Source organism: Vannielia litorea (assembly GCF_018424695.1).
GTDB lineage: Bacteria > Pseudomonadota > Alphaproteobacteria > Rhodobacterales > Rhodobacteraceae > Vannielia > Vannielia litorea_A.
The window spans coordinates 1-22302 of record NZ_QTNQ01000073.1; the positions used below are offsets into that span (position 1 = coordinate 1).

Consider the following 22302-nt stretch of genomic DNA (forward strand, 5'->3'; position numbering starts at 1 on the left):
CGCGATCACTTCGCGCTCGGTCACGATCATGTCGAGCGGGGCGTCGGTGGGCTCCTGCGGCAGCGCCTCGGCCTCCTGCGCCCCGTATGCGAAGCCCACTGCCAGCGCCGGCCCGTCGCGGCGCAGCAGCTCCAGCGTGCGGTCGTAGAAGCCGCCACCGTAGCCCAACCGCGCGCCGTCGCGGGTAAAGGCCACCAGCGGCACGACGAGGATCTCGGGGCGCATCACCGCGCCGGTGGGCTCGGATGTGCCGAAGCGCGCGGGCACCAACTCGGCCCCCGGTTCCCAGAGGCGAAACACCAGTGGAGTGGCGGGTGCGGTGATGGTGGGCAGGCCGACGGGGCCGTGGGCCGCGGCCTCCTCCAGGGCGGGCATCGGATCGATCTCGTCGCGCATAGCCATGTAGCCCGCCAGCGGCACGCCGCGATAGCCCGCCAGAACCTCCGAAAGGTGGCCCGCGGCATGGCCCGACCATTCCGCATGGGCCTCGGCCCGCCGCGCCAGCGCCGCCGCGCGGGCCGCGTGCTTCTCCTCCGCGAGGCTCACAGCAGCAGCACCGCGGCCAGACCGAGGAAGGCGAAGAAGCCGACCACATCTGTCACCGTCGTCACGAAGGCGCCGGAGGCCAGCGCCGGGTCGATATCGAGCCGGTCGAGCACCACCGGCACGAGGATGCCCGCCAGCCCCGCCACAACGAGGTTGATGACCATCGCCAGCGCCAGCACCACGCCCAGCATCGGCGTGCCGAACCAGACCCACCCGACCAGCCCCATGAGCGCGGCGAAGGCGAGGCCGTTCAGCAGCCCCACCGCCACCTCCCGCCGGATTACCCGCCAGACGTTGGAGCCGGTAAGGTCTTTGGTGGCAATCGCGCGCACCGCCACGGTGAGCGATTGGGTGCCCGCGTTGCCGCCCATGGAGGCGACGATGGGCATGAGCACCGCCAGCGCCACCAGCTGGGCGATCACCGCCTCGAACTGGTCGATCACGAGGCTGGCGAGGATGGCCGTGACGAGGTTGACCGCGAGCCACGGAAAGCGCCGCTTGGTTGTTTCCCACACCCGGTCCGTCACCCGGCTTTCGTCGCTCACCCCGGCGAGGCGCAGGATGTCTTCCTCGGCTTCGAGGTCGAGCACGGTCATGGCGTCGTCGATGGTGATGACACCCACCAACCGCTCGTTGTGGTCGACCACCGGCACCGAGATCAGGTGATACTGGTTGAAGGCATAGGCCACCTCGCCCTCGTCCTGGTCCACCGGAACGGTGCGAAAGCTGTCTTCGGTGATGTCCTTCAGCTTGGTGGTGCGCGGGCTGGCGAGGATACGGCCCAGCGCCACGTAGCCGGTAGGGTGCATCTTCGGGTCGATCAGGATGACGTGGTAGAACTGCTCGGGCAACTCCTGCCCCTCGGTCCGCATGAAATCGATCATGTGGCCCACGTCCCAATGCTCGGGCGCGCGCACCACCTCGCGCTGCATCAGACGGCCGGCCGACTCCTCAGGCCAGGACAGCGCCTCTTCCACCGCGATCCTGTCTGCCGCCGGCAGCGCCTCGAGGATGGCCTCCTGCTGGTCTTCCTCGAGGTCTTCCACGAGGTCGACCACGTCATCGGAATCCAGCTCGCGCACTGCCTCAGTGAGGGTTTCGGGGGAGAGCGTGGCGATCACGTCTTCGCGGATCGTCTCGTCGAGTTCCGAGAGGATTTCGCCATCCACGTTCTCGCCCCAGAGCATCAGCAGCTCGCGGCGCGGTGCCTCGCCGATCTGTTCCAGAAGGTCGGCGATGTCGGCGGGGTGGAGCGGGTCGAGCAGTTCCGAAAGGGTGACAACATCATCCGCGAAGGTGGCTTCGAGCACTGATTGCACGAAGGGTGTGCGCAGCGAGTAGTCCTGCTCCTCGCGCTCCTCGGGGCGCTCCTCCACCTCGATCTCGGTGATCGGCTCTTCGCTCATCCACATGCCCCCGGTTCGCTCTTGGCGTCACCATATTGCACGCGCCCTGCGGTGCAAGCAGGCGGGTGGCGATTTGGGCGCGCACGGGCCTGTGCCGAGCGTGAATTCGTATCTGACGCCACGGCTTACGTCATTTCACGCATTGTCCGCCGCCCGGCACGGGCTTAACCTCGCGGCTATGTCTGCCGCTGCCCCGCCAACCGCCGAGCCTACGGTGCCCGAAACCCTGCTGCTGGGGCAGATCATCGACTTCACCGCCGATCCCTTCAGCACGCCGCCACAGGAGGCCGCGCGCCACCTTTCACGGGGGGCGATCCTGCTCAGGGGCGGCAAGATCGTCGAAATCGGACCCGCCGCGCGGATGGTCGAGGCCCACCGCACCGCCAGGCGGGTCGACTACGGCGCCGCACTGCTGCTGCCCGGCTTCGTCGATGCGCATGCGCATTACCCGCAGACCGGTATCATCGCCTCCTGGGGCAAGCGGCTGATCGACTGGCTGGAGGGCTACACCTTCCCCGAGGAGAGCCGCTTTGGCGATGCGCTCTATGCCGCCACCATTGCCGGGCGCTACCTCGACCTCGCGATTGCCAATGGCACCACCACCATTGCCAGCTTTTGCACCTCGCACCCCGAGAGCGTCACTGCCTTCTTCCAGGCCGCACAGGCCCGGGGCATGGCGGTGGCGGGCGGCAAGGTGGCGATGGATCGCAACGCACCCAAGGCCCTGCGCGACACGCCCCAGCGTGCCTACGACGAAAGCAAGGCGCTGCTGAAGCGCTGGCACCGGCAGGGGCGCGCGCGCTATGCCATCACGCCGCGCTTTTCACCCACCTCCACGCCCGAGCAGCTCGAAGCCATGGGCGCACTCTGGGCCGAGCACCCCGACTGCCCGATGCAGACCCACCTGAGCGAGCAGGTCGAGGAGATAGCCTGGGTCGCCTCGCTCTTTCCCGATGACGAGGATTACCTCGCCACCTACGAGCGCTTCGGCCTGATCGGCCCCGGCGCACTCTTCGGCCATGCGATTCACCTCAAGGCGCGCGAGCGGGCGCGGCTGGCCGAGAGCGGGTCGGCGGTGGTGCATTGCCCGACCTCCAACACCTTCATCGGCTCAGGCGTCTTCGATGCGATGGGCCTTGCCCACCAGCGCATCCCCGTGGGCCTGGCGACCGACACCGGCGGCGGCTCCTCCTTCTCGATGCTGCGCACCATGGGGGCAGCATATGAGATCAGCCAGCTCAACGGCGCGGTTCTGCACCCCGCGCAGCTGCTGTGGCTGGCCACCGAAGGCTCGGCCCGCGCGATGCGCATGGAGGCCGAGGTGGGCACGCTGGCCCCCGGCTCCGCCGCCGACGTGATCGCGCTCGATCTGGCCTCGACCCCGGCCATCGCCCAGCGCGCCGCGCGCGCACAGGACATCTGGGAGGCGCTCTTCCCGACGATGATGATGGGCGACGATCGGGCGATAAAGGGCGTCTGGATCGGCGGGGTGAGCCGGCGCTAGGTGTGGTGCCTCAGCAGTTGGAGGCGAGGTTCAGCACCCATTTGTCGCCGACCTTCGCTATTCCGAAGTAGCGTACCTCGCTTTGAAGCAAGTTCTCATTATGCAACTTCGATTTGCGCCAGCCTTTCATCACAGCCGAGACTGAAGGGTAGCCGCCGGCGATGTTCTCGGCCGTCCTGCCAGAGCAGCCCCGCCGATTTATCCGGACCTCTGGAGTGCTCCCATCCCGCCCCTTGTGCGAGAAGTAGCCCTTCTTCGCCATGTCATCGGCATGGTCCGCCGCCGCCCGCTCCAGCCCCGGCGCCACGGTCAGCGGGCTGCGGCCCTTGGATTTGCGGTAGGCGTTGAGCTGTGCGCCGAATTCTGCGGCAAGGTCGGAGGCAACCGGTTGCAGGGCCATGCCTTCAGGCGCGGCGCGGTGATGCGGCGCCTGAGCGGTGGCCGTGCTGGCAAGGATGAGGGCCGCAAGGGCGAGGGGCAGGTGTTTCATGGCGTGTCCTCCGATGCTGCACCCATAGCACTCCAGCCATCGCGTGCGGTCAACACAAGGCCGGTCACGCGCCGCGCATCAGGCGGGCCGTCGCCCGCGCCGCCTCTTCAGCAAGCGCACGCGCATCGAGCCCCGTAAGGCGCCCGTCCTCCACCACCGGGCGCCCCTCCACGAAGAGGTCACGTACCCGCGTTGGACCGGCCAGCAGCAGCGCCGCGCGGTCCCAGTTGCCCGCCGCCTCGATGCCGCTCATATCCCACAGCGCCACGTCGGCGCGGAAGCCGGGCGCGAGCTGCCCAAGGTGGCCTCCCCGGCCCAGCACCTCGGCCCCGCCGCGTGTGGCGATAGCAAGCGCCTCGCGGGCCGGCATGGCATCGGCCCCGTCGCGCACCCGCGCCACCAGCAAGGCCATGCGCGCCTCGGCGGCGAGGTTGCCCGCGTCGTTGGAGGCCGAGCCATCCACGCCCAGCCCCACCGGCACGCCCGCATCGCGCATCGCCCGCACCGGTGCGATGCCCGAGCCGAGGCGGCAATTTGAGCAGGGGCAATGGGCCACCCCTGTCTTCGTATGAGCGAACAAGTCGATCTCCGCGCCGTCCAGCTTCACGCAGTGGGCGTGCCACACGTCTTCACCGACCCAGCCCAGCTCTTCGGCATATTGCCCCGGGCGACAGCCGAAATTGGCCTCGGAATAGGCGATGTCTTCCTCGTTCTCGGCCAGATGCGTGTGCAGGCGCACCCCCTTCTCGCGGGCGAGAATCGCGGCATCACGCATCAGCTCGCGGCTCACCGAGAAGGGCGAACAGGGGGCGAGGCCCACCTGCACCATCGCTGCCTCTGAGGAGTCGTGGAAGGCCTCGACCACCCGCGCGCTGTCGGCCAGGATCGCCACCTCATCCTCCACCAGCGCGTCCGGCGGCAACCCGCCCTTGCTCTCGCCGATGCTCATCGCCCCGCGGGTGGCCAGAAAGCGGATACCCACCTCCCCCGCACCCTCGATGCTGTCTTCCAGCCGCGCGCCGTTCGGGAAGATATAAAGATGATCGGAGCTCATGGAGCAGCCCGAGAGCGCCAGCTCGGCGCAGGCCAGCTTGGCGGAGAGGCGGATGTCATCGGGCATCATCCGCCCCCAGATCGGGTAGAGCGCCTGAAGCCAGCCGAAGAGCAACGCATCCTGCCCCGCTGGCACGGCGCGGGTCAGGCTCTGGAACATATGGTGATGCGTGTTCGCCAGCCCTGGCGTCACCAGGCAACCCTCGGCGTTCACCACCTCGGCGTCCTTCGCTGGCAGTCCCGGGCCGACTTCCTCGATCACCCCGCCGTGCAACCGCAGATCCAGCGCGCCCTCGGTGCCCGCATCATCCATGCACAGAACGTGCCCACCCCGGATCAGGCGATGGATCATGGCGACTGCTCCGCCAGGAGCTTCATCGCCGCGCGGTGCAGCTCCGGCGTGGCCGCCGCCAGTGCGCGCCCACCCTCATGCACCGGGCCACCCTGCCAATCGGTCACCACACCGCCGGCCGCCTCGATCACGGCAATCGGTGCGGCGATGTCATAGCTTTGCAGTCCCGCCTCGATCACGAGGTCGATCTGGCCCAGCGCGAGCAGGGCGTAGGCGTAGCAATCAAGCCCATAGCGGGTGAGCCGCGCCCGCGCCGCGACCCGGTGAAAGGCCGCGCCTTCGGCCTCGGTGCCCACTTCCGGGAAGGTGGTGAAAAGGGTGGCCTCTTCCAGCGCCCGCCCGGTTCGCACCCCCAGCGCGCTTTCGCCCCTTGGAGCGGTGAGCGCCGCCGCGCCAAGCCCTCCCTCGAAGCGCTCGGCCATGTAGGGCTGGTCGATGATGCCATAGAACGGGCCGCGCGCGTCCTGAAGCGCGATGAGCACGCCCCAGCTTGCGGTGCCGGAAATGAAGGCCCGCGTGCCGTCGATCGGATCGAGCACCCAGGTCAGGCCGCTTTCGCCATCCTGTCGGCCAAATTCTTCGCCCAGGACCGCGTCCTGCGGGCGGCGCTCGGCCAGCACGGCGCGCATTGCCTCCTCGGCGGCGCGGTCGGCCACGGTCACCGGGTCAAACCCGCCCGGCCCGGCCTTGTTATCGGCCGCCATGGCCGTGCGGAAATGCGGCAGGATCGCCGCCCGCGCCGCCTCGGCCATCGCCGCCCCGCAGGCGCGCAGCTCTGCCGCCTCCTGCTCGCTGATCTCTTCGCGCACCATGTATGCCTCCCGGTTGAGGCAGGCATAGCGCAGCCGCCGGAACGAGAAAAGCGCCCCGGCGTGGGGCGCTTTTTTCAGGATCAGTCTTGAGAGACCGGAGACGCGCTCAGTTCACGTCGCTCAATACGCGGGCAAGGTCGAAGAGCCGGCGACGCTGGCTCTCGGGGATCGCGTAGTAGCTCCGCACCAGTTCAAGCGCCTCGCGGTCACCGAGGATATCACCCGGAACGCTCTCGCCCTCGGCAACCTCGCTGCGTGCCACATCGGGCATATCCTGGCTCAGGCCTTCGAAAAAGAAGGAAATCGGCACATCGAGTGCGTGCGAAATATCCCACAGCCGCGACGCGCTCACGCGGTTCATGCCGGTTTCGTATTTCTGGATTTGCTGAAACTTGATCCCGACCTTCTCGGCCAGTTGTTGCTGCGTCATCCCCACCATCCAACGGCGATGCCGGACACGCTTGCCAACGTGTATATCGACCGGATGCTTCATAAACTTCTCCTTGTTATATGCTACCTAATACACAGCAACTTCCGTGCCAAAATCATTCTAGCTGCTGGATTCGTTAACATTCTTCGGTAGAAAAATTCTAATTTATTCAAAAACAGATACTTAGACGAGGCGCGCCACACGCAAACCGTGAACTATCCTCCCTTCTACGGTAAGTTTATGCATATGTCTGCATGCAATTTTTGGTTGCATTTGGTTTCTTTTGTGAACCTTTGCATTTTGCAATTGCATTTTGCACATATCCACAGGATTGCGCAACTTTCGGGCAGACCATAGGGAAGGTGCGCAATCGGAGGGACACCATGAAGGCCTATCGCATCACCGAAACCGGAAAACGCCCTGAGCTCGTCGACCTGCCCGCCCCCGAACCGGGGCCTGGTGAGGTCGCGGTGGAGATCGTGGCCTGCGGGCTCAACTTCGCCGATCTGCTCATGGTGGAGGGCACGTATCAGGATACACCCCCTGCTCCCTTCACGCTCGGCATCGAGCTGGCGGGAACGGTGACCGCGCTGGGTGACGGCGTGGAAGGCTTCGCGCCCAGCGACCGGGTTGGCGTATTCGGCGGGCGCGGCGGATTGGCCGAGGCCGGGTGCTTCCCCGCGAGCCGCTGCCTCAAGCTGCCCGAGGCCATGCCCTTCCATATCGCTGCCGCCTTCCTCGTGGCCTATGGCACGTCACACCTGTCGCTGGTCCATCGCGCCCGGCTGGCCGAGGGCGAGCGTCTCGTGGTCACCGGCGCTGCCGGGGGCGTCGGGCTCACGGCGGTAGAACTCGGCGCGAAGCTGGGCGCCGAGGTTGTGGCCATCGCACGCGGGGCCGACAAGCTGGAGGTTGCCCGCAAAGCTGGCGCCACCCACCTGATCGAGGCCACGAGCGAAGACATTCGCGGCCAGCTCAAGGCGCTCGGCGGGCTCGACGTGCTCTATGATACGGTGGGCGACCCGCTCTTCACCGAGTGCTTCCGCGCCGCCCGCCCCGAGGCCCGGCTACTGGCCATCGGTTTCGCCGGTGGGAAGGTGCCGCAGATCAAGGCCAACCACCTGCTGGTCAAGAACCTCACGGTCATGGGCCTTTACTGGGGCGGCTACATGGGCTTTGCGCCCGAGGTGCTCACCGGCTCACTGGCCGAGCTCATGAAGCTCTGGGAAACCGGCGGCCTCGATCCGCACGTCTCTCACCGCCTGCCGCTCGACCAGATCGACGAAGCGATGGACCTGATCAGGACGCGGCGCTCGACCGGTAAGGTTGTTGTTGAGCCACGGCGCTGACGGCCTCGCCGATCACACCGCTGTCGCCCACCGGCACCGGGCTCATCCCGGTGGCAAGCTTCCCGGCGTAGGACCGGCGCAAAAGTTCGGCCAGCGCTTCTTCTGCCGGGTTCTTGATGCTGCCCGCGCCATAGAGGTTGATCCGGAACGAGCGCAGCTCGGGCAGCGCGCCGCCGTGGCAGATCGGCTCGGTAGTGGGCGGGTGCATGCCCTCGAGCATGGCATGAACCGCGAGGTCGGCGTTCACCGTGGCCTCCACGGTGCGCGATGAGTTGGAGCTCACCTGCATCGTCCAGGGCAGCCCGGCCTCGTCCAGCGCGCGCTGGACGATCGGCTTGAAAAAGCACTTCTCCTCAAAGGCCAGCGGCAGCGGGCGGCGGCGCCAGGCACAGCCACCGGGCGCGCCCACCCAGACGAGCGGCACCTCGCGCAGGGTTTCGCCGCCCTCGTCCACGCCGTCCTCGGTGGTCACGATCATGTCGCAGTCACCCTTGGCGAATTCTTCCTTGAGGCTGCGGGTAAAAGACGAGACCAGATGCACCCGCACCCGCGGAAACTCGGCCGCAAAGCGCTGGAGCATCCTGGGGATGTAGCCGAGCACGATGTCATGGGGCACGCCCAGTACGATCTGGCCCTCGAACTCCTCGGCCGTCAGCCGGGTGATGGCCTCATCGTTCAGCGCCAGCATCCGCCGCGCATAGCTGACCAGCTGCTCACCGGCCGGGGTCAGGGCGATCTGGCGCTGGGATCGGTCGAGCAGCTTCTGGTCCAGCGACTCTTCGAGCCGCTTCAACTGCATCGACACCGCCGATTGGGTGACATTGAGCTGCCCCGCTGCACGGGTCACGCCGCCACTGTCGGCGACGGTCACGAAGCTGCGAAGGGCGGTGAGATCCAGGTTCCGGGGCATCATCAATCTCCGTGATGAGTTGCGTCACAAACATTCGTTTTCAATATGCCTGAGCCCGCGCCATATATCAATCATCCTGATCGAACAGATCGCAACGTTCACAGAAAGCAAAGGATCGGACTGATGAGCTCCCCCGCCTCCACCCTCTCCTCCGGCGCCCTGTCAGGACGCCGCAACACCTCCCCCCGCACCGGCCTGCTGGCCCGCATCATGGGCCTGCTGGCCCTGCGCCGCCAGCGCCGCGCGCTCGCCGCACTTGACGCCGCCCTTCTCAAGGATATCGGCGTTTCGCCTGAAGACGCCCGCGACGAAGCCGCGCGCAAACTCTGGGACGTTCCCCCGGGCTGGCGGATCTGATCCCGCCATCCCTGAGAGCGGCGCTTTCCCCCGAGGGCGCCGCTCTCGAAAATGTTGTGTCGAAACTCTGCGTTTCCCGCGCAGAAACCCTTGAAACGAGGGGCACAAGTGCCGATATTTGAGCGCAAGTGGCGTGCACGCACGCGCGCCATCCAACGTTTTGTGCAAATGGAGGCATGAATGGCAGAGACTGGACCGATCCGCACGATGGGCGCAGGCGTCCGTACGGCGCAGATCGACGAGGGCCTCCGGGCCCATATGAACAAGGTGTATGGCACCATGTCGGTGGGGCTTCTGCTCACCGCTGCGGTGGCCTGGGCCATCGGCAACAACGACGCGCTGGTGATGCAGATCTTCGCAACGCCGCTGCGCTGGGTTGTCATGTTCGCCCCGCTGATCATGATCTTCGCCTTCGGCGCGATGATCAACAAGCTCTCGGCGGCCGCCGCGCAGCTGTTCTTCTACGTGTTCTCCGCCGTGATGGGCCTATCGATCAGCTGGATCTTCGCCGCCTACACCGATTTCTCGATCGCCCAGACCTTCCTCGTCACCGCGATCGCCTTCGCCGGTCTGTCCCTCTGGGGCTACACCACCAAGAAGGACATTTCGGGCTGGGGGTCGTTCCTCATCATGGGCGTCATCGGTATCCTGGTGGCCTCGATCATCAACATCTGGCTGCAAAGCCCGGCCATGATGTTCGCCATCTCGATCCTCGGCGTGCTGATCTTCGCGGGCCTCACCGCCTACGACACGCAGAATATCAAGAACACCTACATCGCCCACGCGGCGCATGGGGATCAGGAGTGGCTCGGCAAGGCGGCCATCATGGGCGCCCTCAGCCTCTACCTGGACTTCATCAACATGTTCATGTTCCTGCTCTCGCTGATGGGCGGGCGTGAATAAGCCGACAGGCTGACGACTTGAGTTATGGGGGCCGTCCTTCGGGGCGGCCCCCTTGCTTTTGAGGGTATGAACCGCGCTCAGGCCGCGCCGGGCGCCGCATGCGGGCGGTGCTTTGCGGCGGGGCGGGCCACCTGCCCCGGCAGCTCTGCTGCACCATCTGCCCAGGCCCCACCTTCCACGGCGTCGAGAAAGGCCGCCACCTCCGCCCGGCTGCCCAGCTTCACCACGGTCAGGTGCTGCGGCGGGGTTGCAACCATTTCGGCGATCCGGGCCCGCGCCGTCTTGCGCGTTCGCCAGATCCAGAGCCAGAAATCCAGCGCTCCCTTGTCGAGCCGCTCGACGCAGCCCTTGGGCATGTCAGGCCGGGTCTTGCCGAGATAGCGGACCTGCCGCCGGACCACCCGCCAGAGCCGTAGCCCAACAGGCAGATCGAGCCAGATCAGCAACTCGGCGCGCGCCATCCGCTGGGCGTAGCTGCGTGAGTGGTTGCCCTCGAAGATCCAGCGCGGCTTGCGGTGGACCTCCTCGCTCATCCAGGTCTTTACCTCCGGCTCCCGCTGCTGCCAGCCGGGACCGTAGTGGATGTGGTCCATGTGGAACACGGGCAAGCCGCTGACCGCCCCCAGCGCCCGCGCCAGGGTGGATTTGCCCGAACCGGGCCCTCCGACGATCATCACCCGTTCCATCCGGCCAATTCTGCGTTGCGGCGCAGCGCTTCGCAAGTGCGGCGTAGATCACATTTCACGACACATTTGCACGGCGGCAAACTCGAGGCCCGGCGCGAGGGTGATACTGATATCGCCCTGGCTGACAAAGCCGAGCGCCGCGTAGAAGGGCTCTGCCGTGAGGGTGGAGAAGCACATCATCCGCCGCACCCCCGCCGCCTCGGCCTCAAACAGGGCATGCTCCATCAGCGCCCGGCCCACGCCCATGCGCGCTGCGGCCGGTGCGGTGGCAACATGGCGGATGTGGCCCACCTCACGCGGCCCCGTGGCCGTGCCCCCGGGGGCATGGAAGGTCCATCCTCCAGCAGCGAGCAGGCCCTCGCCGGTATCGGCGAGGCAGTATGTGCCGGACGACAACAACGCCGCCTGGGGGCGGGTGATGAGCGGCAGCGCCCCGGCCAACAACTCGGGCGGATAGTCGGGCGCCAGCAGGGCCCGGTAGGAGGCCACCAGCAGCTTGCCCACCGCCTGCACGTCGCCCATGCGGGCGGGTCGGATGGTGAAGGGCGGCAGCGCGGGCCGTGGCCCTCTGCCGTGCGTTTCGCTGGTCTGGGTCTGCATGGTCTGGCCTCCTTGGGACCGGGTGGGGAAGGAGGCTCGCGGGGTCTGCTGGCTATGAGAAAAAAGAAAAACCGCGCGAGCCTTGGGGCGTCGCGCGGTTTTCTGAGCTTTCCGTGGGGGAAGGGCTTACTTGATCTTGCCTTCCTTGTACTCCACGTGCTTCCGCGCGACCGGGTCGTATTTGCGTACGACCATCTTCTCGGTCATGGTGCGAGCGTTCTTCTTGGTCACGTAAAAGTGGCCGGTGTCGGCGGTGGAGTTCAGCCGGATCTTGATGGTGGTCGGTTTGGCCATCTTGTTCGTCCTCTTGCGGGGGGAGCGCGCACGGGGGCGCTCCGCAGGTGTATCTTGGAGCCCGCCTTTTACCCGGGCCGGGCGGTGAGTCAACCGCTCCCGGGCGGGATCGGCAAAAATAATCGCGCGGATGGCCTGTAAGCCGGATTCTGTCCGCCCTTTCGGGCGGGGTGGCCATTCATCTAAGGCTGGCATCGCTGCCGGCCCTCTAGCTGCCAACCCGAGCCCCGGGGCCGAAGCGGCCCGTGTGAGGCTCCTATTTGGCATTGCTCCCGGTGGGGCTTGCCGTGCCGGCGCTGTTGCCAGCCCCGCGGTGGGCTCTTACCCCACCGTTTCACCCTTACTTGGCGTGGCCAAGCGGTCTGTTCTCTGTGGCGCTTTCCGTCGGGTTGCCCCGCCCGGGCGTTACCCGGCACCGTCGCTTCGTGGAGTCCGGACTTTCCTCGGAGGCAAGCCCCCGCAGCCACCCGGCCATCCGCGCGGAGGACTGGGTAGGCGAGAAGCGGAGCCCGGTCAACGACTGATCGGGGTGCCTGCACGGAATCAAGCCGAAGGCGCCGTGCAGCGCCGTCCCGCCCCCCGGGGCGGCGCTGCACGGCTCGCGTCACACCTGCGGCAGCTCCGCATCCACCGGGTACCGCGCGGCCAGATCAGCCATTCGGGCACAGTCCATCCCTTCCAGCGCGCCTTTGGCCCCCGGGCGGAACCTGTCGCGAAACGCCGTGAGCAGCACGTCGCGCTCCACCTCGGCCGTGTAGCCGAACACCCGCGCGTCCTGGCAGAACCTGTCCCAATCCGCAGCCTCGCCGCGGGCCTCGCTCCACACCGCCATGCCCTGCAACGCGAGGCGGCGCCAGTCGAAGCGGGGGCCCGGGTCGATCTTGCGGCCCGGCGCGATGTCGGAATGGCCCAGCACACGCTCGGGCGGCACGGCCCAGCGCGCCATGATGCCTGCCACCAGGGCTTCAACGCTGCGCATCTGCGGCGCCGAGAAAGGCTCCACCGCCGTATTCACGATCTCGATGCCGATGGAGCGGGAATTCACATCATCGCAGCCGCCCCAGCGCCCGGCCCCCGCGTGCCACGCGCGTGCGGCCTCGTCGACCATCTGCCAGACGCCCCCTTCGGGGCTGATCACGTAATGCGCGGACACCTCGGCCTCGGGGTTGGCCAGCCGCTTCAGCACCGTCTCGGTATCAGGCATGGCGGTGTAATGCAGCAACACGATGTCGGGGCGTGCCCCGCCCCGGCGCGCGCCCTGATTGGGCGAAGGATAGGACGCGAGCTTCACGCCCGCGCCCGAATTTTCGTACGAAAATTCGTGGCCCCGCTCACCCCTTGGCGGCGCGGAAGGGGCGCGGGTCCCAGCCACAGGCAAAGCCGTCGCCGTCCGGGTCCATCCCCAGCCGGTCACGCTGCGGGCCGCCCGCGGCGAGGAAGGCCTGCTGCGCCTGGGCCGCCGAGGGCTGGCCCGAACAGGCGCGGTCGTACTTGCGCTGGCTGGTGAAACTCCGGCGATAAATCTTCTCGCCCGGCTGGTTGGTGGTCGAAAGTGCATATTCCGCAAGGTTCGGCCCGGTGTCCTGCGGGCGCTGCGGCAGGGCCGTGACCGGGGCCTGCTCGAACTGCGCGCGCTGCCGGGCGATCCGTTGGGCGTCGCTCTCGATCGACTCGCGGGACGAGACCGCCTCGAAGGATTGCTCGTCGGAGATTCCGGCGCTGCTGCCCGCAGAGCGGGGCACCGTTCCCGTTTGCACCGGCGCGGGGGCCGGGGCAGCGGGGGTGATGACGCCGCCGGTGGAGGCCGGAGTCCGGCCCAGCGCGGCGTCGATCTCGGCCGCCGTGGGCGCGCCTGTGCCCTCGGGCGTCTGGGCCGCAGCCGTGGCGGGCGCAGGGGCGGGCGGACGCACGGTCTGCCGCTGTGAGGTCGCCAGCGCCGCGTCACGGCTCTGCCGCGCCTGGTAGCTGTCGTAATCGCCAAAGCCGACGCCCGAACCGCTGTCGGGCACCGCCGGATCACAGGCCGCGAGCGCCGCGACCATCGTCAGGGGAAGCCATGCACGCATGGGGAATACTCTCTGCTCTGTTCTTTGCCTTGGGCCGGGCTTTTACCACCATTTGCCCGGTTTGGCCACAAAACCGGCCGCACGTTCCAGTGCATAGGCCGTGTTCAGCAAGTCGCCCTCTTCCCAGGGCCGCCCGATGAGCTGGAGGCCAAGCGGCAGCCCCTGCTTGTCGGTGCCGGTGGGCAGCGCGATGCCGGGAAGGCCGGCGAGGTTCACCGTCACCGTGAAGACGTCGTTGAGATACATCTGCACCGGGTCCGCCTCGGCCATCTCGCCCAGCCCGAAGGCCGCAGAGGGGGTGGCGGGTGTCAGGATCGCATCGACCCCGGCGGCGAAGACCTCGTCGAAATCGCGCTTGATGAGCGCGCGCACCTTGCGGGCGCGGTTGTAATAGGCGTCGTAATAGCCGGCGGAGAGCACATAGGTGCCCACCATGATCCGCCGTTTCACCTCGTCGCCAAAGCCCTCGGCGCGGGTCTTTTCGTACATCTCCACGATGCCATCGCCCTGCGCCAGCTTGGCCCGATGGCCAAAGCGCACACCGTCATAGCGGGCGAGGTTGGAAGAAGCCTCGGCGGGGGCGATGACGTAGTAGGCGGGCAGCGCATATTTGGTGTGGGGCAGCGAAATGTCGCGAATCTCGGCCCCTGCCGCCTTGAGCATCTCCGTGCCCTCGGCCCAGAGCGCCTCGATTTCCTCGGGCATCCCCTCCATCCGGTATTCCTTGGGTATGCCGATGACCTTGCCCTTAATGTCGCCGGTCAGCATCGCCTCGAAATCGGGCACCGCCAGCTCGGCTGAGGTGCTGTCTTTCGGGTCATGCCCAGCCATGGCGGAGAGCATGATCGCGCAGTCGCGCACGTCCTTGGTCATCGGCCCGGCCTGGTCGAGCGAGGAGGCAAAGGCGATGATGCCCCAGCGGGACACGCGGCCATAAGTCGGCTTCAACCCGGTGATGCCGGTGAAGGCGGCGGGCTGGCGGATCGAACCGCCGGTGTCGGTGCCGGTCGCCGCGAGGCAGAGATCGGCCGCCACGGCGGAGGCGGAGCCGCCCGAGGAACCGCCCGGGGTGAGGGCCGCTTCGTCATTGCCGCGCCGCCAGGGGTTCACCGCGTTGCCATAGGTCGAGGTTTCGTTGGAGCTGCCCATGGCGAATTCGTCCATGTTGAGCTTACCCAGCATCACCGCGCCCGCGTCGAAGAGCTGGCTGGTGACGGTAGACTCATACTCCGGCTTGAAGCCACCGAGGATGGCCGAGGCCGCCTGGCTCTCCACGCCCTTGGTGCAGAACAGATCCTTGATGCCAAGCGGAATGCCGCACATCGCGGGCGCATCACCCGCGCCGATCCGCGCATCGGCGGCCTTGGCCTGCTCCAGCGCGATTTCCGGCGTGTGGTGCACGTAGGCATTGAGCGCCCCGGCGCCTTCGATGGCCTTCAGGCAGGCCTCGGTGATCTCGACAGAGGTGGTCTCGCCCTTGCGCAGCGCGTCCCGCGCGCCCGCAATCGTCAGCTTGGTCAGTTCGCTCATCACTCAACCACCTTCGGCACGGCAAAGAAGCCCTCGCGGGCGTCGGGCGCATTGGCCAGCACGGCCTGCGGCTGGTTGCCGTCGGTCACCACATCCTCTCGCCGCTTCAGCCGCATCGGGGTGACCGAAACCATCGGCTCCACGCCGTCCACGTCCACTTCCGACAGTTGCTCGATGAAGCCCAAAATTGCGTTGAACTCCCCCGCCAGCGCAGGCAGGTCTTCCTCCGGCACGGCGATCCGGGCCAGATGCGCCACGCGGCGGGCGGTTTCGGTGTCAATCGACATCGTCAAACTCCTATCGGGTCTCGCCCGCCCGTTTATCGCCGGGGCGCGCTGCCTGCAAGCGGTGGACGGGCGCACAGGCCCGCTCTACCTTCGCGGCAACACAAGAATGGAGAGACCCCGATGAAACTGATCTGGCTCGGACATGGAAGCTGGCGGCTCGAAGCCGCGGAAGCCGTCATCCTGATCGACCCCTGGCTCGACGGAAACCCCGCCTTCCCCGCAGACCGCAAGGCCGAGGCGCTGGAGGGCGCCACCCACATCCTGCTGACCCACGGCCATGACGATCACGTGGCAGGCGTGCCCGAGATGGCGAAAGAGCGGGGCCTGCCCGTCTTCACCATGGTCGAACTTGCGGGCCAGCTGGAAGGCGTGGAGGCCACCGGCTTCAACAAGGGCGGCACGGTGGACCTTGGCGGCGTGAAGGTCACTATGGTGCCCGCCTCCCATTCCACCAGCTACAACGGCGGCGCGGCGGGTGCCGATGTCGGCTACGTTCTGAAGGCCGAGGGCAAGTGCATCTACTTTTCCGGCGACACCGGCATCATGGCCGACATGGAGTGGATCGGCGCCTATTTCGAGCCCGACATCGGGATCCTCTCCTGCGGCGGTTTCTACACGATGGACATGGAGCAGGCCGCCTGGGCCGCCAAGCGCTTCTTCGATTTCGAGCTCGTGCTGCCCTCGCATTACAAGACCTTCCCCGCGCTGGCGCAGGATGCAGAGGCGTTGAAGAAGGGGCTGAAAGGGGTGGATGTGCTGGAGCCAAGGGTGCTCGAGGCGGTGGAGCTCTGAGCCTCGGCCGGTGTTTCCCGGTGGCGCCGTCACGCGGTGGGGGGTTCACACCCCCCACACCCCCGTGGAGATATTTAGAGCAAGAAAATGAAGCCGTTACGCCCTAGTTGCGGCGGCTTGCGAAGAACTCTTGCAAGAGCGCGGCGGCGGCCTCTTCGCCAATCCCGTCGATGACCTCGGGCACGTGATGGGCCTGCGGATGGGAGAAAACCCGGGCCCCGTGATGCACCCCGCCGCTCTTCGGGTCTCTTGCGCCGTAAACGACACGGGCGATCCGCGCGGCGGCGATGGCGGCGGCGCACATTGCGCAGGGCTCCAACGTGACATAGAGCACATGGCCCGGCAGCCGCTCGGAGCCTGCGGCGGCACAGGCGGCACGGATCGCCAGCATCTCGGCGTGGGCAGAAGGGTCATGCAGCTCCCGCGTGCGATTACCCGCCCGCGCCACCACCTCGCCGCCCGGCGCGACGAGCACGGCGCCCACCGGCACCTCGCCCCGCGCGGCGGCGTCCCGCGCCTCTTCCAGCGCCTTGTCCATGTGGCTCGTGAATGTCATGGCTCTCCCCTGCCCCCCAACCACCGGTCTTGGCAAGCCCCGCCTGCGCAGATAGAGCGAAGGCATGACCAGCACGCCCCCTCCCGGAGACCGCATCGCCAAGGTGCTCGCCCGCGCCGGCCTCGCTTCGCGCCGTGAGGCCGAGAAGATCGTCGAGGCGGGCCGCGTGGCGGTAAACGGCAAGCAGATCGACAGCCCGGCGCTGAACGTCACGGAGGCCGACAAGATCACCGTCGACGGCAAGCCGCTGGCGGCGCCCGAGCCGCCTCGGCTCTGGCTCTACCACAAGCCCGCGGGCCTCGTGACAACGGAGCGTGACGAGAAGGGCCGCGACACCGTGTTCGGCAACCTTCCCGAAGATATGCCCCGGGTGATGAGCGTGGGCCGGCTCGACCTCAACTCCGAAGGCTTGCTGCTGCTCACCAATGACGGCGAGATCAAGCGGCGGCTGGAGCTGCCCTCCACCGGCTGGGTGCGCAAGTATCGCGTGCGGCTGCATGGCACGCCGGAGGATTCGGATTTCGAGCCGCTGCGTCGCGGGCTGACGGTCGATGGCGTCAAATACCAGCCGATGACCATCACGCTCGACCGCCAGCAGGGGGCCAACGCCTGGGCGACCGTGAGCCTGCGCGAGGGCAAGAACCGCGAGATCCGCCGCGCGATGGAGGCCGTGGGCCTGACCGTGAACCGCCTGCTGCGCGTCTCCTACGGCCCGTTTCGCCTTGGCGACCTGAAGGCGGGGCAGGCGGAAGAGATCAAGGCCCGGGTGCTGCGCGACCAGCTCGGGCTGGATGCCGAGTTCAAGCCCGCGCAGGAACCGAAGAAGAAGCCCCAGCGCCGGCGCAACCCGCCGAAACCGGGCGCGAAGACGCCTCGAAAGGGCGGATGAGCGCGCGCCCGCGATCCATGCTGGCCCGCAGAAAATCATTCGATTATAAGCGAGATATGCGCCAGCACGGCGCGGGTGGGGTGAGATGTCCGGAGACGGTTTGCAAAAACTGAGCTTTGCGCTGCTTCTGGCGCTGATGCTCTACGCCGCATTCACCGGCGGGGGCGCCTGATGGCCCAGCGCTACGGTGGAAAATTCAGCCCCGATGGCTCGAAAGCCGGCGACGAAGGCGTGCGCACCGCGCCCGAGGCACCAAAGGCCTCGGCCATGGCGCCGAAGTTCGCCGGGGCCACCCGGGCACGGGCGGGCATGCGCTCCAACCTCATGTTCGTGGTGCCGCTCGTCTTTCTCTGGCACGCCTTCACCTCCGAGGCGACGGGCCTCGCGCTCTACCTCGTTGCCGTCGGCGTGCTTATGCTCGCCGCATGGCTCACCCGCGAGGGGCTGAAGGCGCAGGAGGCCTGGGAAGCGCGCAAAGTGGCCCGCCGCCCTGCCGTCCCGCGCAAGATCTTCGGCTCGGTGCTGACCGGCGCGGGCCTCGCCATCGTCGGCCTCGCCGGGCACGGGCTGCTGGAGGCCATCATTTTCGGCGTGCTCGGCGCCGGGCTCCACAGTTTTGCCTTCGGGATCGACCCGATGTCGGATAAAGGGATGGAAGGCATAGACGTGCGGCAGCAGGATCGAGTGGCTCGCGCGGTGGATGAGGCCGAAGCGCACCTGGCCGCCATGGCCGATGCCGTCAAACGCGCCGGAGATCGCGGCGTGGCCGACCGGGTCGCCCGCTTTTCCGACACCGCCCGCACCATGTTTCGCACCGTAGAGGAAGACCCGCGCGACCTGACGGCGGCGCGCAAGTTCATGGGCGTGTACCTCATGGGGGCCAAGGACGCGACGGTGAAGTTCGCCGACATCTACAGCCGCTCGGGTGACGCGCAGGCCAAAGCCGATTACCTCGCCCTGCTCGACGAGATGGAGAGCAACTATGCCCAGCGCACCGAAAAGCTGCTGCTGGACGACCGCACCGATCTGGACATTGAAATAGAAGTGCTGCGCGACCGTTTGCAGCGTGAAGGGGCGCATTAGGCCCCGCGTAACAAGGAGATCAGGGACAATGGAACAGGAAGTTCACGCCAAGGCGAAAGAGACGCTGGCGCAGGTTGAAGAGGTCAACGCCGTTGTGCTGCCGGAACCGGGCGAGGCCAACGCCGTGGTGCCGCTGTCCGAGGCCGATCCCGCCCTTTCGGCGGAGATCACCAAGCGGATGGGCGAGCTCGACATGAGCGACACCGGCTCCATCGTCAACTTCGGCTCCGCCGCGCAATCTGAGCTTCAGACGATCTCCCAGGCGATGCTGGCGGATGTGAAGAACAAGGATGTGGGCCCCGCGGGCGACGGCCTGCGCAAGATGGTCACCACCATTCGCGGCTTCTCGGTCTCCGAGTTGGACGTGCGCCGCAAGCGCTCATTCTGGGAAAAGCTGCTGGGCCGCGCCGCGCCCTTCGCCAACTTCCTCAGCCGCTTCGAGGATGTGCAGGACCAGATCGACAAGATCACCGCCGAGCTTGAAGGCCACGAGCACAAGCTGCTGAAAGACATCAAGTCGCTCGACGTTCTCTACGAGAAAACCCTGAGCTTCTACGACGAACTCGCCCTCTACATTGCCGCAGGCCAGGCCAAGATCGCCGAGCTGGATGCCACCACCATCCCCGCCAAGGAGGCCGAAGTGGAGGCCGCGCCCGAGGAAGAGGGCGTAATGAAGGCGCAGGAGCTGCGTGATCTGCGCGCCGCCCGCGACGATCTCGAGCGCCGGGTGCACGACCTCAAGCTCACCCGCCAGGTGACAATGCAGAGCCTGCCCTCGATCCGGCTGGTGCAGGAGAACGACAAGAGCCTTGTCACCAAGATCAACTCCACCCTCGTCAACACCGTGCCGCTCTGGGAAACCCAGCTCGCTCAGGCAGTGACGATCCAGCGCTCCGCCGAGGCGGCAGAGGCGGTACGCTCGGCCAATGACCTGACCAACGAGTTGCTCACCCAGAACGCCAAGAACCTGCGCGAGACCAATGCCAAGATCCGCACCGAGATGGAGCGGGGCGTGTTCGACATCGAAGCCGTTAAGACGGCCAATGCCGAACTGGTCGCCACCATCGAGGAGAGCCTCCAGATCGCCGACGAAGGCAAGCGCAAGCGCGCCGAGGCCGAAGAGGAGCTGCAAAAGATGGAAAGCGAGCTGAAAACCACGCTCGCCTCTGCCAAGGCCCGCAAGACCGGGCTGGGCGATGCCGCCGGCACCGCCGTCTCCGAAAGCTGAAAGGGGCCGCGAATTGCGCCTTCTGCCAATGATCCCGAGAGCGGCGATGATCGTCGCCGCCCTCGCCCTCGCGGCCTGCGAGGAGGTGACCGGGCCGGTCGCGCCCGCGCCGCCTGAGCAGCCAGAAGAGCCAGCGCCCGGCCCGAAAGAGCCCTCCGAAGCCAGCCGCAGCGCCGCGCGGCATTACGCCCGCGTTCAATCCGACCTGCTGGCCCGCGGCCTCCTGCGCCGCGACGGCGGCGGCCCGGATACCCCCTATTCCGACCGGCAGCTCACCGAGAACTTCGTGCGCATCGCGCTCTTCGATGAGTATGTCTCGCGGGGCGGTAGGCTGGTGGCGCAGCAATCCGAGTCGAGCCTTCGCCGCTGGGAGCAGCCCATCCGCTTTGGCCTGCGCTTCGGTGAGACGGTGCCGGACGCGCAGCGCGCGAAAGACCGTGCCAACGTGGCCTCCTACGTCCGCCGCCTCGGGCGCGCGACCGGCCACCCGATGAGCATGGGCACCGGCAACGGCAATTTCACCGTGCTGATGCTGAACGAGGACGAGCGCGCCGCCATCGGCCCCGAGCTGCAGAAGCTGGTGCCCGGCATTGATCGTGCCGCCATCCGCACCATCGAGAACCTCCCGCGCGACACGCTCTGCCTCGTCTTCGCGACGACCACTGCCAACAGCTCGGTCTACACCCGCGCCGTCGCGATCATCCGCGCCGAACACCCCGACCTGCTGCGCCTCTCCTGCATCCACGAGGAGCTGGCCCAGGGCCTCGGCCTGGCGAATGACAGCCCCGAAGCCCGCCCCTCGATCTTCAACGACGACGAAGAATTCGGCCTGCTCACCACCCACGACGAGCAACTCCTGCGCATCCTCTACGACGACCGGCTGGAGCCGGGCATGACGGCAATTGAGGCAAAGCCGATCGTCAAGAAGATCGTCGCTGAGACCATGGGTGGCGGGGTGTAAGGCACGCAGCCGGGAGTTTGGACCCGGCACAGGCTCACGTTTGGCTGGCGAGTTCGGGTGAGCCCAATCCGCGCATAAGGTTGCGGCCAGCGACCACCCCCGCCGCACGCCATCGGTTCTGTTCCACGGGCTCCATCCCAGCACTTGCGTAACACGGGCAATGGGCTTCCGGGTCACATCATCAGCGGCCAGCGTCTGATCGAGAAGTGCTGCACACCAACAGTCGTCCGGGCGGCAGGGGCGGCACCAGGTCTCTTGCGTCGCCGCCCGTGCCCAGTCGGCCGTGAAAACCCGCCGCGATAGGCACTGGCCAGCACTGTCTCGTCGGCTATAGTCACCGCATTAACTTAAGGAGACACGCCATGGGCATTCTCGATTTTCTCTCAGGCGAATTCATCGACGTCATCCATTGGACAGACGACACCCGCGACACGATGGTCTGGCGCTTCGAGCGCTATGGCCATGAGATCAAGTATGGCGCCAAGCTGACCGTCCGCGAGGGGCAGGCTGCCGTCTTCATCCACGAGGGCCAGCTGGCCGATGTGTTTACGCCGGGCATGTACATGCTCGAAACCAACAACATGCCGATCATGACCAAGCTCCAGCACTGGGACCATGGCTTCCAGTCGCCGTTCAAGAGCGAGGTCTATTTCGTCAATACCACCCGCTTCAACGACAACAAGTGGGGCACCAAGAACCCGGTCATGCTGCGTGACCCCGAGTTCGGCCCGACCCGCATCCGCGCCTTCGGCACCTATTCGGTGAAGGTCTCAGACCCGGCGCTCTTCATGCAGGAGATCGTCGGCACCGACGGCGAGTTCACCTCTGACGAGATCACCTTCCAGATCCGCAACATCATCGTTCAGGAGGCCTCCCGCGTGATGGCCGGTTCCGGCATCCCGGTGCTCGACATGGCGGCGAACACGGCCGATATGGGCAAGATCATCTCCACCGAAGTCAGCAAGACGCTTTCCGAATACGGCATGATCATCCCCGAGCTCTACATCGAGAACATCTCGCTCCCGCCCGCCGTCGAGGAGGTGCTCGACAAGCGCACCTCGATGGGCGTGGTGGGTGATCTCGGCAAATACACCCAGTTCGCCGCCGCCGAGGCGATGAGCGCCGCCGCCGCCAACCCCGGCGCGGGTGGGGGTGGCATGGGCGCGGGGCTTGGCATGGGCATGGGGATGGCGATGGCCAACCAGATGGGCCAGGCGA

Annotated in this window: 25 protein-coding genes and 1 other RNA gene; 10 read left to right on the forward strand and 16 right to left on the reverse strand. The window is 66.9% G+C overall.

Going from position 1 to position 22302, the window contains the following annotated elements:
- Positions 1-546 (reverse strand): 5-formyltetrahydrofolate cyclo-ligase (locus tag DYI42_RS18675; RefSeq protein ID WP_213547963.1); only part of this gene is annotated, 546 nt, incomplete at its 3' end.
- Entirely contained in the window at positions 543-1952 is a 1410-nt protein-coding gene (gene mgtE, locus DYI42_RS18680; protein WP_213547965.1) for a magnesium transporter, read from the reverse strand. The genes DYI42_RS18675 and mgtE, both read right to left, overlap by 4 nt.
- Before the next feature lie 178 nt (positions 1953-2130).
- Here mgtE and guaD point away from each other — a divergent pair, with 178 nt between their 5' ends.
- The gene (gene guaD / locus DYI42_RS18685) at positions 2131-3456 is read left to right on the forward strand and encodes a guanine deaminase (protein ID WP_213547967.1); all 1326 of its coding nucleotides are present in this window, start codon (positions 2131-2133) and stop codon (positions 3454-3456) included.
- A 10-nt stretch (positions 3457-3466) separates the two neighbouring features.
- Here the strand turns inward: guaD and DYI42_RS18690 are convergent, their stop codons facing one another.
- From DYI42_RS18690 to DYI42_RS18705, 4 genes are all read right to left on the reverse strand, one after another.
- Positions 3467-3946, reverse strand: a complete 480-nt coding sequence (locus DYI42_RS18690) for a CAP domain-containing protein (protein ID WP_213547969.1) — start codon at positions 3944-3946, stop codon at positions 3467-3469.
- 64 nt (positions 3947-4010) lie between these two features.
- On the reverse strand, positions 4011-5351 hold the full coding sequence (locus DYI42_RS18695; RefSeq protein WP_213547971.1) for an 8-oxoguanine deaminase: 1341 nt from the start codon (positions 5349-5351) through the stop codon (positions 4011-4013).
- Positions 5348-6163, reverse strand: a complete 816-nt coding sequence (locus tag DYI42_RS18700; RefSeq protein ID WP_213547973.1) for an inositol monophosphatase family protein — start codon at positions 6161-6163, stop codon at positions 5348-5350. Before DYI42_RS18700 ends, DYI42_RS18695 begins: the two co-directional genes overlap by 4 nt.
- Before the next feature lie 106 nt (positions 6164-6269).
- Positions 6270-6656, reverse strand: coding sequence for a helix-turn-helix domain-containing protein (locus DYI42_RS18705; protein ID WP_213547975.1), 387 nt, complete (start codon positions 6654-6656; stop codon positions 6270-6272).
- Positions 6657-6976: 320 nt separating this feature from the next.
- Here DYI42_RS18705 and DYI42_RS18710 point away from each other — a divergent pair, with 320 nt between their 5' ends.
- Positions 6977-7942 carry an NADPH:quinone oxidoreductase family protein gene (locus DYI42_RS18710; RefSeq protein ID WP_213547977.1) on the forward strand — a complete coding sequence of 322 codons (966 nt, stop codon included), beginning with the start codon at positions 6977-6979 and terminating at the stop codon, positions 7940-7942.
- On the opposite strand, the gene DYI42_RS18715 is transcribed toward DYI42_RS18710, so the two are convergent.
- Complete coding sequence (locus DYI42_RS18715) at positions 7893-8852, reverse strand: LysR family transcriptional regulator (RefSeq protein WP_213547978.1); 960 nt, start codon at positions 8850-8852, stop codon at positions 7893-7895. The two genes, DYI42_RS18710 and DYI42_RS18715, sit on opposite strands and share 50 nt — an antisense overlap.
- A gap of 123 nt (positions 8853-8975) precedes the next feature.
- Here DYI42_RS18715 and DYI42_RS18720 point away from each other — a divergent pair, with 123 nt between their 5' ends.
- The gene (locus DYI42_RS18720) at positions 8976-9209 is read left to right on the forward strand and encodes a DUF1127 domain-containing protein (protein WP_213547979.1); all 234 of its coding nucleotides are present in this window, start codon (positions 8976-8978) and stop codon (positions 9207-9209) included.
- A gap of 180 nt (positions 9210-9389) precedes the next feature.
- Entirely contained in the window at positions 9390-10112 is a 723-nt protein-coding gene (locus DYI42_RS18725; protein ID WP_213547980.1) for a Bax inhibitor-1/YccA family protein, read from the forward strand.
- A gap of 77 nt (positions 10113-10189) precedes the next feature.
- Here DYI42_RS18725 and DYI42_RS18730 read toward each other — a convergent pair whose 3' ends face one another.
- The 8 genes from DYI42_RS18730 to gatC all read right to left on the reverse strand — a co-directional run bounded on the left by DYI42_RS18730 (position 10190) and on the right by gatC (position 15575).
- Positions 10190-10798, reverse strand: coding sequence for an AAA family ATPase (locus DYI42_RS18730; RefSeq protein WP_213547981.1), 609 nt, complete (start codon positions 10796-10798; stop codon positions 10190-10192).
- Positions 10799-10846: 48 nt separating this feature from the next.
- Positions 10847-11398: a GNAT family N-acetyltransferase gene (locus tag DYI42_RS18735; protein ID WP_244868018.1), complete on the reverse strand. Its 552-nt coding sequence runs from the start codon at positions 11396-11398 to the stop codon at positions 10847-10849.
- A 126-nt stretch (positions 11399-11524) separates the two neighbouring features.
- Positions 11525-11692 (reverse strand): 50S ribosomal protein L33, encoded by a 168-nt coding sequence (gene rpmG / locus DYI42_RS18740; protein ID WP_012179442.1) that lies wholly within the window; start codon positions 11690-11692, stop codon positions 11525-11527.
- A 122-nt stretch (positions 11693-11814) separates the two neighbouring features.
- Positions 11815-12171: RNase P RNA component class A (rnpB, locus tag DYI42_RS18745), an RNA gene on the reverse strand.
- Positions 12172-12296: 125 nt separating this feature from the next.
- Positions 12297-12983: an N-acetylmuramoyl-L-alanine amidase gene (locus tag DYI42_RS24330; RefSeq protein WP_342344698.1), complete on the reverse strand. Its 687-nt coding sequence runs from the start codon at positions 12981-12983 to the stop codon at positions 12297-12299.
- Positions 12984-13023: 40 nt separating this feature from the next.
- Positions 13024-13758, reverse strand: coding sequence for a hypothetical protein (locus DYI42_RS24335; protein WP_244868019.1), 735 nt, complete (start codon positions 13756-13758; stop codon positions 13024-13026).
- Between the two features lie 42 nt (positions 13759-13800).
- A complete protein-coding gene (gene gatA, locus DYI42_RS18755; RefSeq protein ID WP_213547983.1) occupies positions 13801-15288 on the reverse strand; it encodes an Asp-tRNA(Asn)/Glu-tRNA(Gln) amidotransferase subunit GatA in 1488 nt (495 codons plus the stop codon).
- Positions 15288-15575 carry an Asp-tRNA(Asn)/Glu-tRNA(Gln) amidotransferase subunit GatC gene (gene gatC / locus DYI42_RS18760; protein ID WP_213547984.1) on the reverse strand — a complete coding sequence of 96 codons (288 nt, stop codon included), beginning with the start codon at positions 15573-15575 and terminating at the stop codon, positions 15288-15290. Before gatC ends, gatA begins: the two co-directional genes overlap by 1 nt.
- Before the next feature lie 120 nt (positions 15576-15695).
- Between gatC and DYI42_RS18765 the strand changes: the two genes are divergently transcribed.
- Positions 15696-16367 carry a metal-dependent hydrolase gene (locus DYI42_RS18765; RefSeq protein WP_213547986.1) on the forward strand — a complete coding sequence of 224 codons (672 nt, stop codon included), beginning with the start codon at positions 15696-15698 and terminating at the stop codon, positions 16365-16367.
- Positions 16368-16470: 103 nt separating this feature from the next.
- Here the strand turns inward: DYI42_RS18765 and DYI42_RS18770 are convergent, their stop codons facing one another.
- Complete coding sequence (locus tag DYI42_RS18770; RefSeq protein ID WP_213547988.1) at positions 16471-16923, reverse strand: nucleoside deaminase; 453 nt, start codon at positions 16921-16923, stop codon at positions 16471-16473.
- A gap of 64 nt (positions 16924-16987) precedes the next feature.
- On the opposite strand from DYI42_RS18770, the gene DYI42_RS18775 reads away from it, so the two are divergent.
- The 5 genes from DYI42_RS18775 to DYI42_RS18795 all read left to right on the forward strand — a co-directional run.
- Positions 16988-17812: a pseudouridine synthase gene (locus DYI42_RS18775; protein ID WP_213547990.1), complete on the forward strand. Its 825-nt coding sequence runs from the start codon at positions 16988-16990 to the stop codon at positions 17810-17812.
- A gap of 171 nt (positions 17813-17983) precedes the next feature.
- Positions 17984-18895 (forward strand): 5-bromo-4-chloroindolyl phosphate hydrolysis family protein, encoded by a 912-nt coding sequence (locus tag DYI42_RS18780; RefSeq protein WP_213547992.1) that lies wholly within the window; start codon positions 17984-17986, stop codon positions 18893-18895.
- A 28-nt stretch (positions 18896-18923) separates the two neighbouring features.
- Complete coding sequence (locus DYI42_RS18785; protein ID WP_213547994.1) at positions 18924-20123, forward strand: toxic anion resistance protein; 1200 nt, start codon at positions 18924-18926, stop codon at positions 20121-20123.
- A 28-nt stretch (positions 20124-20151) separates the two neighbouring features.
- Complete coding sequence (locus DYI42_RS18790; RefSeq protein ID WP_213547996.1) at positions 20152-21084, forward strand: DUF2927 domain-containing protein; 933 nt, start codon at positions 20152-20154, stop codon at positions 21082-21084.
- Between the two features lie 362 nt (positions 21085-21446).
- The coding region (locus DYI42_RS18795; RefSeq protein WP_213547998.1) for an SPFH domain-containing protein at positions 21447-22302 on the forward strand (856 nt) is incomplete at its 3' end.